A 12,197-nucleotide genomic window follows, 5' to 3' on the forward strand; every position below is an offset into this window, starting at 1 on the left:
ATCTAATTATCAACCACTTTTTACCTTTTCAATAATTTCATAGTATATATTAATCCGTTGAATGTTCATCTTATTGAGATCATTTTCATAGACAACGGTCTGAGTTTGAACAGTTGTTTTAGCATTAGCGATAAAATCACTATGTGTTCTTGTTTTTTCTCGTAGCTTATTTAATATTTCATCGATAAACATTCCTGAACTTACATTTAACTCACTATTAATGCTTTCGTTTAACTGCATATGCAAGTTCAAGCTTTCTTCAAGAAGATGATTCATCGATACAGATTTGTACAATAAATCCTCATTAGATAGAAATTGGTAATCAGTTGCGTAAACACCCATCAGAACACCCCCTTAGATATATTTGAACATTTGAGCAACTTTTTCATCTTCTTGGAACATTTTTTCAATGGATGTTCTAATTTTCTCTATAAACTTTTTACCAGTTTCAATTTCGGTATTCATTTCTTGGAATATTGTAGTGAAAGCACTTATAATACTTGGGCTCATCGGATCTATTTTTTCTTCTACAGAGATGGAAGTAACTCTAATATCTGAATAAGGTACGAGATAGCTATACGAGCCTGGACTTGCTTCCATTAATTGAATTTCTTTGTTCAGCTTTACTATATGATTTTGGTAATAGTCGGGATATTCGCTTTCATATTGCGCTTTCATTTTTGTTAATAGCGTGGATTTATCACTGTATATTTCTGTACCAGTCTTATATATACGTAAGGCTGAAGAAATATTGACCTTTACTTCTTTGGAACCCGATTTACCAGTCATTACTAAATCATTTCCTTCATAGCTCTTTCCTGATCCAGCTAGATGAATAAGCATCTTATCTAAGCCATTAAGCATTTCCTCTAAGCCATGTGCAGAGACAGCTGAATCAACCTCTTTCTTAATCTGCTTCACTTCATCAATTATAATTTCTATATCTTCTGCTACTTCCAAAAATAGATTCATTGCATTTTTCAGTTCTTTTAGTAAATCAAAAACCAATGATACATTATTTAAATTAAAATACCCATTTTTATCTATTTCATTTTTTATCTTATTTATTTTATCTAAAATCTTATTTATAGTTTCAATTTTTGTGGAAACAATTTTAGCTGAAATCCTTTCACCTGCGTTACCTAGTAAAGGTATTAACGCCTTAAAAAGGATGCCTACCAATTCAGTTGTCTGTTTTACCGTTTGATTAACTTTTTCAGCCATAACTAAACTACTGTTATAAATATCCTGCATTGAACTTATAGGATTTTTCATAGTGATAGAAATCCCTCCATTCAATACATTAAATGGAAAAAATTTATTCGTTATATCGGTTATCAGATTGTTACTTGTAGCTGGATTCTTAATATTAACCGAAGGTAATATATCTTTTACACTTTCTTGGAAATTCCCCCAAGCTTCCTTTAAAGAAGTGATGCCTGTAGCCCCATATATGAAACCTTCCAATCCACCCGTTTGATATTCAATTTTATATTTGCTCATATACATTTGGAGTTTTGCTAATTCTTGATCATTTAAGTTAGTAACACTTCCTAAAGTACCATCTAATCCAGAAAAGTCGGGATTTGTTTCAATCTTCTCCCGAGTTCCTAACTCTATAAAACCCCTGATTTTAGAAGCCCAGTAAAGCATATCGTCATTTGCTGTTAAATGCCTTATATTCGAACCTTTTTCTGCATAATACTCTTCTGCAAGTTTTTTAAGTTTTTCAGGATTAACTTTAAGTAATTCATCTCTGTTACTATTATCTAGATTTAGTTTAATTTTTAAATAATTATGAAATTCTTTATCTATAGACGCCAGTTGGTATGCACTTGGTGGAGCATCGTTTATTACTGTGACCTCTCTAAAATTTGCTCCATCAAGATTTAAAGTTTGCGCTAGATTTCCACCTAAAGAATGACCTATTGCATACTCATTCAGCTTAATATTATTTTTATCGCTACCTATATTTGTTTCTTTCTTTATTATCCCAATGGTTTTATTGTGGAATATTTTGGCATCTTCGTATTGTTGGGTATCTATTGCTCCAAATAATCCAAACATATTGTATTCCCAATCCTTTGTATCTTCGGTTCCTCTAGTAATAGTATAAGCTTCATTGATGCCTTTTTTAGGATTATAAATATGAATGATTGAACCTGCAAAACCTGAATCTGACTTGATATTATCAATACTTTTATATACTTTTACCTGTGCATCCAGTTTCTTCCCTGTCTCTTCTAGATAAATTTGTTTCACTTTCTCTACACTAAGATCAGAATATTCTTCTTTAGCTAGTCGAACTTTAACAATGTCACTATTAAATACTTCTTTCTGATTCCCCACTTCAACCACCTATATTTCCTTTAAAATTCAAAAGATTCTATAATTTTATTAAAGTGTTTTTCAACTCTTTTGTCCTCTGCATTACAGGTTTTTTTTACATCTGCACAACTTGCATAACCATAAAACGAAACACTTCTTGTTTTAAATTTCTTTGAATGTATAATTGCAAAAAATTCATTAAAAGGTACTCCATCTACTTTATTCAAAAGCCTAGCTGTATAGTATTCATTGTCTTTTTTCACATAGTGTTTAACATTAGCACCATTTAATTTTTCTTTCATATCATCTACTAAATAATTTGCATCTTCCCCTATATAGTTATTAAAGTATTTATTTTTCTGATAAAGTTCTAAATTGTCAGGCTTTATTTTAAATGTTACTTCTACAAATTCGTATTTATCATCCTTTAATTCATAAGTAAAATTTTGAACAATTGCATCTTTATGAAACAACATCTTATAACCTTTTGTTCCTGAGGTAAAAGTTAAATAATTTTTTTCATTTGGGTTTAACGATAAAAATTTTACTGATTTATCATCTTTCATTGCTCTAGAGTTTAATAATTCTTCTTCTTTTGGATCTGTATCTTTTATTTCAAAATCCACTTTACATCCCCCTATTAAGATGGCAGTTATAATCAAAAAGAGACTAACTAATGCTAATTTTCTGTTTTTTAATAGTTGCATTTATTTACTCCTATTTCTTTTTATATATGATTAAAACAGTGTGATTCAATAATTTATCCCTTTATTAAAGTATTTTTCTTTTATCTATTCTTTGATTTATTGTATTGTTATTTTTCATTAGAAACTGGATTGCAAACAGATCATTATGTCTAAATTTTACATGATTTGGTTTTCTAAGTAAAAATCATATTTTACTAAATTTAAATTGGTAATTTATTACCATAGATAAATCTGATTATTCGATTATTTGGAGTTTTAAATTTAGACGGAAATTCTTTCGAATCCCTTAAAAACCAATAGTTATCATACATTTAAAACTTCTCTATTTTAAACTCAATTCCAATACATTACATTTTATACAATATATAAGTGACAATTAATCAATAATATATTATTTTATTATTTTTACTCTTCCATAACATGTAGTCCTATTATCATAGCTAATCGCTAATTGGCTGGATAAAAATCAAATTCAATATCCACTTTATATTTATTTGTTTTTTTTAGTAATAATTCCCTTTAATCATTATTTCCCATTAATAATCTGTACTTCTTTCACTAATTTATATATAATAATTTTAATTTTTCATGACTTTTGCTTTATATAGCATTCGTTTTGCAACTCTCAAAAAATTCAATTGCATAATCCCATTAACACTTTTTCAAAATTTAAAAGACTTTAAAATTTTATTAAAATGCTTTTCGATTCTTTCATCTTTTGCATTACACGTTTTTTTAACATCCGTACAACTTCCATATCCATAAAAAGTTACACTTTTTGTCTTATATTTTTTAGAATGAATAACCGCATAAAAGTTACTATAAGGAATTTCTTCATGATATTCGAATAATCTTCCTGTGTAGTATTCTTTTTCGTCATCCTCAAAATGTTTAATTTTTTTCCCTTTTAAATCTTCCTGCATTGATTCAACTAAATAATCTACATTTGCCCCTAAATGCTCATTATCGTAATAGGTTGTATCTTGATAGATTAATAAATTATCAGGTTTATACCCGAAAGTAACTACTACTCTCTCAAAATGTTTATCATTTTTTTCATAATAGAAATCTTGGGCTATAGCATCCTTATGAAATAGCATCTTATAACCTTTTGTTCCTGAGGTAAAAGTTAGATAATTGTTTTCTTTTGGTTTTATTGATAAAAATCCCGAAGTAAAATCATCTTTCATAGCTCTAGTATTTAATAATTTTTCTTCTTTCGGATCTGTATCTTTTATTTCAAAATCCACTTTACATCCCGCTATTAGGATGGCTGTTACTATTATACAAAGACTACCAAATGTTAACTTGCTGTTTTTTAGTAATAGCATTTATTTACTCCTATATTAATTATTAAAATTTAAAAGACTTAATTATCTTATCAAAATGCTTTTCAATTCTTTCATCCTTTGCATTACATGTCTTATCAACTTCTGAGCAACTACCGTAACCATAAAACTCTACACTTTTTGCTTTGTATTTTTTTGAATGAATAATTGCATAGAATTTATTATAAGGAATTTTTTCGTCATACTTAAATACCCTACCAGTGTAATATTCCTTTTCATCATCCTCAAATCGCTTAATCTTTGCCCCTTTTAAATTTTCCTTCATCGTTTCAACTAAATAATCTACATTAGCCCCTAAATGCTCACTATCATAGTAGGTGGATTCTTGATATATTAGTAAATTATCAGGTTTATATTTAAAAGTAACCGTTACATTTTCAAAAATAGAATCATGTATTTCATAAAAATTATTCACAATCGCATCCTTATAAAATAGCATTTTATAACCTTTTGTTCCCGAGGTGAATGTTAGATAATTCTCTTCTTTTGGATTTACCGATAAAAATTTTGCTGATCTTTCATCTTTCATAGCTCTAGAATTTAATAATTTTTCTTCTTTTGGATCTGTGCTTTTTATTTCAAAATCCACTTTACATCCCCCTATTAGGATGGCAGTTATTATTAAACTAAGACTACCTAATACTAACTTGCTATATTTTAATGATGGCATTTATTTACTCCTATTTTTATTGAAATTCAAAAGATTCTATAATTTTATTAAAGTGTTTTTCAACTCTATTGTCCTCTGCATTACATGTCTTTTTGACTTCTGCACAACTTCCAAAGCCATAAAACTCTACACTTTTAGTTTTATATTTTTTAGAATGAATGACCGCATAAAAGTAGCTATAAGGAATTTTTTCATCATACTCAAACAATCTTCCTATGTAATATTCTTTTCCTTCATCCTCAAAATGTTTAATCTTTGATCCTTTTAATTTTTTCCCCATTGAATCAACTAAATATTCAACATCTTGCCCAAAATCTGTACTATCATAATAGGTTGTATCTTGATAAATCAATAAATTATCGTTTTTAAATCTAAAAGTAACTGTTACTCGTTCAAAATTTTTATCATGTATTTCATAAAATTTATTTACAATCGCATCTTTATGGAATAACATCTTATACCCTTTTGTTCCGGAGATAAATGTTAGATAATCATCTTCTTTTGGATTTACCGATAAAAATTTTGCTGATCTTTCATCTTTCATAGCTCTAGAATTCAATAATTTTTCTTCTTTCGGATCTGTATCTTTTATTTCAAAATCCACTTTACATCCCCCTATTAGGATGGCTGTCATTATTAAACAAAGACTACCTAATACTAACTTGCTATATTTTAATGATGGCATTTATTTACTCCTATTTTCATTGAAATTCAAAAGATTCTATAATTTTATTAAAGTGTTTTTCAACTCTATTGTCCTTTGCATTACACGTTTTTTTTACATCTGTACAACTTGCAAAACCATAAAACGAAACACTTCTTGTTTTAAATTTCTTAGAATGTAAAATTGCAAAAAATTCATTATATGGTACTCCATCCTCTTTATTCACAAGCCTAGCTGTAAAATACTCATTGTCTTTTTTCACATAGTGCTTAACATTTGCACCATCTAATTCTTTTTTCATATCATCTACTAAAAAATTTACATCTTCTCCCATATGATCATTAAAGTAATTATTTTTCTGATAAAACACTAAATTGTCGGGCTTTATTTCAAATGTAACTTCTGCAAATTCGTATTTATCATCCTTTAATTGATAAGTAGAATTTTGGACAATTGCATCTTTTTGAAATAGCATCTTATATCCTTTTGTTCCTGAGGTAAATGTTAGATAATTTTCTTCTTTTGGATTTATTTTTAAAAATTCCGAAGTAAAATCATCTTTCATAGCCCTAGAATTTAATAATTTTTCTTCTTTTGGATCGGTGTCTTTTATTTCAAAATCCACTTTACATCCCCCTATTATTATCAGCAGCGATGCGACGAGGATGCTTACTAGTATTACTTTCACGTTTTTAAACATACTCATTGTCAAACACCTATTCCATTTAAATTTTTTTACTTCTATAAAAGTGCAGACCTGTGCAATATTATTTGTACAGTGTCTAGCACTTTTATTTCGTTCTTATGGATAATATTACATTATTTAGATTTATGTGTATAAATTATAATCTACTATTTTTATGTATAGTTATTTTTTACCATAGTTTTGTGATATATGAGTCGTCATAAAAGATGTTTAAAAACCTTGCAATGTGATTAGGCTTTTCTTTAATGGATTTTAATTATGTTGATTACTTGAAGAATCCACTATTAAAATTAGAACTCTATTTACCTAAAAATAAAAAGGCAGAAACGTTTAATTACATTTCTACCTTCAAAAATTCAGTTATTGGCTTCTACATATTTATTTAATAAAAGACTTAAATTCAGACCATGAAAACATGCGTGGTAAATTGACATCTTGATTATAGGATTGGTTGATAACAACAGCTTTTGTATGGACGTCTTGAATCGTTAACAGTACTGCTGGTTTGTCATCGAAGTAGTAATCAAGCTGTAATGATTTGATTGTATCGATTTTTTCATTATCTTGCATACCACAATAAAATCGTTCATCTTTTACAGGGAAACCTTTTTCTTTCATCCACTCACGCGTTCTTTCACAATATTGTTTCGGACGAGAAGTGATGAAGTAAATTTCGTGACCGTCTGCTTCTAACTGCTGCAGTGTTTCTAATGCAAATTCAAAAACTGGGCAATCTGAGAAGTAAATGTCTTCTAAAGAGGATGACCACATATGACTTCCTTGTTCTTTTGTTAAATCGAATGCTTCGTGAATTTCTACTATCTTTAATGCGCGAAATACTTCAATTCCTACTTCTTTTCCTAGCTTTTTATTGTACAAGTGAAAAGCATGTTCGCGTAAATTAATTAATGTATCATCAATATCAAATCCAAATTTCAAAAAAAGTTCCTCCTAAGCTACAAGTAAGCTCTAAAACAAATACTATTTTTATAAAAAATTTAATTACTAATCGGCAACCACATGAAGTGGAATTAGCTCCGCTTTCCGTGGGCGAACTGACGAGCCTCCTCGTTCCTGCGGGGTCTCGTCTAGTCCGTTTTCCCACAGGAGTCTCCGCTATTTCCACTTCAACAAAGATAGGAATACAAAATTTTATAAAATCATGGTTCCATTTAGCTTTTCAGGTGTCCTTATGATAAAACAGCAAAATTCTCTAAAAATGTTTGTTCCATTTCAATTTGAGAAGCTAATAGTTTTTTGGCTTCTTTTTTACGTTCTGTAATAAAGTTAGTAAAATCAATCTGAGAAATTTTTTCTTTGTGCAATATGTCAGCTAACATATCGGCATCCTTTAATGCACAGTTTAGTCCATATCCACCTGTTGGGGTCATGGTATGCACTGCATCACCAATGCAAAGTAAACCTTCTTTCCCCCACTCTTCACTGAAACTACTAAACACATCGAGAAGCACAAAATCATGCCAAGATTGAATATTGTTGCGAACCGTTTCTTCTAGCTCTGGGAATGCTTCAATCAATTTATCAATAAACGGCGAAATCGGTTCTTTATGCAGCTTTGGATATGAACCTTCTTTTATATTCCACCCTATTTGAATAAAATCATTCGCTTGGGAATAGACAGCCAATTGAAGGCCATCAATAGAAGCATTTTTAATCGAAGGTGACCAATTTGCGGGTGCTGGAATTCTAGCCCATAGTAAATCAAAGTCATGCTTACGAGTCACTGTATCTAAACCAGCTTTTTTACGGACAGTTGAGTAACGACCATCTGCTCCGACGATTAAGTCCGCTTCAACCACTTGTACTTCTTCACCATGCTTTGTTTTTACTGCCATATAGCGACCAGATTCATCTTGTACTAAATCACTTACTGCCGTGTTTAGCCACAATTGAAAGTTCGGCAGTTTTTGTGCTTCATTTAAAATAGCTGTTAACAAATTCGCTTGCGGTACGTGCATACTAAGATGGCCGATTGCAGGATCTGGTTCAATCGTTTTAAAAAGCTCTCCATTATGCCAATACTCAATGTGCTCCATACGTAAAAGACCTAGTTCTTCCACTCCATCAAATAAATGATGCTTCTTTAAAATCGCTTCGCCATCTTCGTTGACATGCTCTCCTCGAAAAAATTTGCCGATATTCTCTGAACGTTCAATTAACAGTACAGATATATCTTTCTTCGCTAATAAATAGGCAAGTAATGTACCACTAGGACCTGCGCCTACAACACATACATCTACTTTCAACTTACTCACCCTTTGGATAGGCAATGATACGAAGATCTTCGCCAAATTTCTCAAATGATTCAAATGTTAAGAGAGAGGCTGCATCCATCATGTCCACATCTTCTCCTCGAACAGGAGAAATCGAATGTTCGCCACCTAAAATTTTCGGTGCAACATAAATAATATATTTATCAATCAGTTTGCTACGTACAAACGATGCATGTATCGCACCGCCACCTTCTACTAAAATATCTGTAATCCCTTCTTGATAAAGAGCTTCTAATGTCGCATTTAAATCGATACCTTGCTCATTAGTTGGAACATACAGAATTTGAACACCTTTCGCTTCGTATTCGGCTGCTTTTGTTCGATCAACAGCTTTATCTGTCACAATGATTGTCTTAGCTTCACTTGTATTCATAACATTCGCATCAAGTGGTATACGTAACTTGCTATCTAGAATAATACGAATTGGATTTTTGCCACCTTGAGGTAAACGAGTTGTTAATGATGGATTATCTGCTAGTACTGTTCCAACCCCAACTAGGATTCCATCCACTTCATGACGAATTTCATGCACATTCGTACGAGCCGCTTCCCCAGTTATCCACTTTGAATGACCAGTATGAGTTGCGATTTTACCATCTAATGTCATCGCAAATTTTGAAATGACAAATGGTCGTTTTGATATCATGTTGTGTATGAAGCGTTCATTTAAACGCTTTACTTCTTCTTCCAATACACCAACTTCTACTTCAATACCTGCATCACGAAGAAGCTTGATACCACGTCCTGCTACTTGAGGATTTGGATCTTGCATCGCCACAACGACACGACTCACTTTTGCTTCTATTACACGATTTGCGCAAGGTGGTGTTTTACCGTAATGCGAGCATGGTTCAAGTGTTACATATAATGTAGCACCTTCTGCATGTTCTCCAGCCATATTAAAGGCATGTACTTCCGCATGTGGTTCTCCCGCTTTACGATGAAGTCCAGTACCAACAATCACACCATCTTTGACAATAACCGCTCCTACAAGTGGATTCGGATTTGTATTTCCTTTAGCACTAGCTGCTAGATCTAACGCTAAACGCATGTACTCTTGATCTGTTTTCATGTTGCGTAGCTCCTTACTGTACCGTTACTTTTTGTTGTGCAATGTGACCTGATTTATTTATTTTTGTTTGTAAGTAAAATTTATTGGTTTCTGTTAATCCTCCCCAAAGAGGTATATGCCCATCCGCCAATAATCCATGTTCTTTTAATGCTTTTAATTTTTTTGGATTGTTTGTAATGAGTGTTACAGGTTTTTGGCGTAACGTTTCTAAAACACGAATGGCGTCTTCATAATTACGTGTATCATCTTCAAAGCCAAGTGCATGATTCGCTTCAACTGTATCAAAACCTTGTTCTTGTAATAAATAAGCTAACGATTTTGAAAACAACCCAATCCCACGGCCTTCATGATTCGCTAAATAAAATATAGCCCCACAACCATGCTCTTTAATCATTTTCATAGACTCATGTAGTTGGTAGCCACAATCACAGCGTTGACTTCCAAAAATATCGCCAGTATGACAAATACTGTGCATACGTATTAGTGCTTCCTCACCATTTTCAAAATCACCATAAGCAAGGACTGATGATTGTTGACCAAAAGCTAAGTTGGACGTTGCAAGTGAATCAATTACTTCTTCTTTAGATAGCTTTGCATCCACAACATGCCATGAATACCACTGAAAAGTCGCCTCAAAATCACCTTGTTTTACTGGAAGCTTTACCGGCCCTACAATACATATATTTTCTGTTTCTGAACGTTTCGCAAATTGCATTTTATCTTGTAAAAAATCTATAGTCTTTTGTAATGTTGTCATATTCTCACCTAGTTTTTCCTATTTGTCTATCACTTACTATTCGTAAGCAAGTATATAATTATAACCTATTAGTAGTCAAATAATATATCTTATTGAACACACTAGTAAACTAAGAATTAAAGTTTTAAGATTATATTCTTTGTTCTATTATTATTCTACAATTATTTTGACTGCTTGTTTAATGATTTGATTTAATAAATTTACTTATTATAGAATGAAGAAAGTATTTTTTCATGAAGGGCAAAAAAAGAAGCGAACACTTAAATGAATTGCATTCGCTTTTTGGTATGTTCTTGATTCACTTGAAAGTTAATACTTTGAACTTGTAATTTGATATTGAGAAGGTTTTGTATTGGATCTAAAATTATTAGACTTTAAAATTTCCCAACATCCGTTTATTTAGAAATCCTTTAGTATCAACAACATAATGACACGGTATCGTTTTTAAAAAAACTATCAGTAAATTTTGTTATTTTTATTGTTAAAGTCGCAACCTCAATAAGGCTACTTTTTAGCAAACACTACAAGAACTTTTATTGGTTGAAACAACCGAACATCAATTGGTATTTTTAACAAAGGTGGCACCACACGACTTAAGACGTACACATGATACCTTGCTTTATCAAAGTGGCGCTAATTCACTATGAAGTCAAAAGATATTTAGGAAATCGATTTGATGACGTTATATTTGATCATTATATTAGCGATGTGAAGGGAAAAGAATAATTTTTTTGAAATATATGGATTATAAAATTAAATATATTTTTGAAAGTTAATCGTTATTTATATTTTCAAGCCATGAATTTTTTTTATCAATTAAAAAGTAGATGTTGAAGGAAAGAAACTCTTTCAACATCTACTTTTTTGACCTTACAATTATTTTAAATTTAGAATGTCCACTCATTTTTTTCGAACAATAATTTAATATATGGAAAAATTGCTGATTTTGCATTTGATTTATTAATAAAGTTTTCAGTAATGGAAATTCCATCTTCCAAATTAATTACTTGATGCCACCAGCCAGATGGTGTATAAACTATGTCTCCTGGATTTTGGTATACAATTATAGGGTTAGCTTTTGAAAACTCAGGAAACTTCTCTAAATCTGGATTAAATGCATCAACCATTCCATCGTACATATATTTTGAATTATCTGGTGAGAAGAAAATCCATTTCTTTCTACCTGTGATAACAGCATTCCATGCACTTGTCATTGCAAAATCTAAATGTAAAGGTGTTCCAGAACCTTTTGGACCTATAAATAACCATTTACAATCATTCATTTCTCCACGTGGAATATAGTCTATCCAATTATCTTTGAAGATTTCAATTGAATTATAGTCTTCAAAAATTTCTTTACAATTGTCACTAAAGTGCCATGTACAATACCATGGATTTTCTTCTTGTCCTTCCACTTTTAAATATTCAATATACTCTCCTAATGTTGTTTCATATAATTCCGAAATTTCTGTAGGGTTACACTTTCGAATTAGCACTAATTTATCTCCATATTTTTCTTTAAGATATTCTAATGACCAAATTTGTGTAGCTTTCCAGTTATCGGCTATTCCTTCTAATAATAATGGTGCTTCTGCATAATCTATTAAAAATTCCTTTTGAGAAAGTTCCTTTTTAATTTTATTTACCATT

12 protein-coding genes are annotated in these 12,197 nt (G+C 30.9%); all 12 read right to left on the reverse strand.

The window, feature by feature from the left end; genetic code table 11:
- Positions 1 to 9 precede the first annotated feature (9 nt).
- The 12 genes from Q8X41_RS06860 to Q8X41_RS06915 all read right to left on the reverse strand — a co-directional run bounded on the left by Q8X41_RS06860 (position 10) and on the right by Q8X41_RS06915 (position 12,196).
- A complete protein-coding gene (locus Q8X41_RS06860; RefSeq protein WP_397539508.1) occupies positions 10 to 342 on the reverse strand; it encodes a hypothetical protein in 333 nt (110 codons plus the stop codon).
- A gap of 12 nt (positions 343 to 354) precedes the next feature.
- Complete coding sequence (locus Q8X41_RS06865; RefSeq protein WP_397539509.1) at positions 355 to 2,349, reverse strand: DUF6792 domain-containing protein; 1,995 nt, start codon at positions 2,347 to 2,349, stop codon at positions 355 to 357.
- Positions 2,350 to 2,369: 20 nt separating this feature from the next.
- Positions 2,370 to 3,035: a hypothetical protein gene (locus Q8X41_RS06870; RefSeq protein WP_397539510.1), complete on the reverse strand. Its 666-nt coding sequence runs from the start codon at positions 3,033 to 3,035 to the stop codon at positions 2,370 to 2,372.
- Positions 3,036 to 3,697: 662 nt separating this feature from the next.
- On the reverse strand, positions 3,698 to 4,366 hold the full coding sequence (locus Q8X41_RS06875) for a hypothetical protein (RefSeq protein WP_397539511.1): 669 nt from the start codon (positions 4,364 to 4,366) through the stop codon (positions 3,698 to 3,700).
- A gap of 22 nt (positions 4,367 to 4,388) precedes the next feature.
- Positions 4,389 to 5,054 (reverse strand): hypothetical protein, encoded by a 666-nt coding sequence (locus Q8X41_RS06880; protein ID WP_397539512.1) that lies wholly within the window; start codon positions 5,052 to 5,054, stop codon positions 4,389 to 4,391.
- A 16-nt stretch (positions 5,055 to 5,070) separates the two neighbouring features.
- On the reverse strand, positions 5,071 to 5,739 hold the full coding sequence (locus Q8X41_RS06885) for a hypothetical protein (protein WP_397539513.1): 669 nt from the start codon (positions 5,737 to 5,739) through the stop codon (positions 5,071 to 5,073).
- A gap of 16 nt (positions 5,740 to 5,755) precedes the next feature.
- On the reverse strand, positions 5,756 to 6,343 hold the full coding sequence (locus Q8X41_RS06890; protein ID WP_397539514.1) for a hypothetical protein: 588 nt from the start codon (positions 6,341 to 6,343) through the stop codon (positions 5,756 to 5,758).
- A 459-nt stretch (positions 6,344 to 6,802) separates the two neighbouring features.
- Complete coding sequence (locus tag Q8X41_RS06895) at positions 6,803 to 7,363, reverse strand: hypothetical protein (RefSeq protein WP_397539515.1); 561 nt, start codon at positions 7,361 to 7,363, stop codon at positions 6,803 to 6,805.
- 251 nt (positions 7,364 to 7,614) lie between these two features.
- Positions 7,615 to 8,691 carry an FAD-dependent monooxygenase gene (locus Q8X41_RS06900; protein WP_397539516.1) on the reverse strand — a complete coding sequence of 359 codons (1,077 nt, stop codon included), beginning with the start codon at positions 8,689 to 8,691 and terminating at the stop codon, positions 7,615 to 7,617.
- A gap of 1 nt (position 8,692) precedes the next feature.
- A complete protein-coding gene (gene ribD / locus Q8X41_RS06905; RefSeq protein ID WP_397539517.1) occupies positions 8,693 to 9,790 on the reverse strand; it encodes a bifunctional diaminohydroxyphosphoribosylaminopyrimidine deaminase/5-amino-6-(5-phosphoribosylamino)uracil reductase RibD in 1,098 nt (365 codons plus the stop codon).
- Between the two features lie 13 nt (positions 9,791 to 9,803).
- Positions 9,804 to 10,547, reverse strand: coding sequence for a GTP cyclohydrolase II (locus tag Q8X41_RS06910; RefSeq protein ID WP_397539518.1), 744 nt, complete (start codon positions 10,545 to 10,547; stop codon positions 9,804 to 9,806).
- A gap of 887 nt (positions 10,548 to 11,434) precedes the next feature.
- Complete coding sequence (locus tag Q8X41_RS06915; protein WP_397539519.1) at positions 11,435 to 12,196, reverse strand: cupin-like domain-containing protein; 762 nt, start codon at positions 12,194 to 12,196, stop codon at positions 11,435 to 11,437.
- Position 12,197: the final 1 nt, after the last annotated feature.

The organism is Rummeliibacillus pycnus (assembly GCF_044359855.1).
GTDB lineage: Bacteria > Bacillota > Bacilli > Bacillales_A > Planococcaceae > Rummeliibacillus > Rummeliibacillus pycnus_A.

Coding starts and splice junctions, on each gene's coding strand:
- Q8X41_RS06910 (WP_397539518.1), bottom strand. CDS start 10,547: ATGACAACATTACAAAAGACTATAGATTTTTTACAAGATAAAATGCAA.
- Q8X41_RS06880 (WP_397539512.1), bottom strand. CDS start 5,054: ATGCCATCATTAAAATATAGCAAGTTAGTATTAGGTAGTCTTAGTTTA.
- Q8X41_RS06860 (WP_397539508.1), bottom strand. CDS start 342: ATGGGTGTTTACGCAACTGATTACCAATTTCTATCTAATGAGGATTTA.
- Q8X41_RS06885 (WP_397539513.1), bottom strand. CDS start 5,739: ATGCCATCATTAAAATATAGCAAGTTAGTATTAGGTAGTCTTTGTTTA.
- Q8X41_RS06870 (WP_397539510.1), bottom strand. CDS start 3,035: ATGCAACTATTAAAAAACAGAAAATTAGCATTAGTTAGTCTCTTTTTG.
- Q8X41_RS06915 (WP_397539519.1), bottom strand. CDS start 12,196: ATGGTAAATAAAATTAAAAAGGAACTTTCTCAAAAGGAATTTTTAATA.
- Q8X41_RS06875 (WP_397539511.1), bottom strand. CDS start 4,366: ATGCTATTACTAAAAAACAGCAAGTTAACATTTGGTAGTCTTTGTATA.
- ribD (WP_397539517.1), bottom strand. CDS start 9,790: ATGAAAACAGATCAAGAGTACATGCGTTTAGCGTTAGATCTAGCAGCT.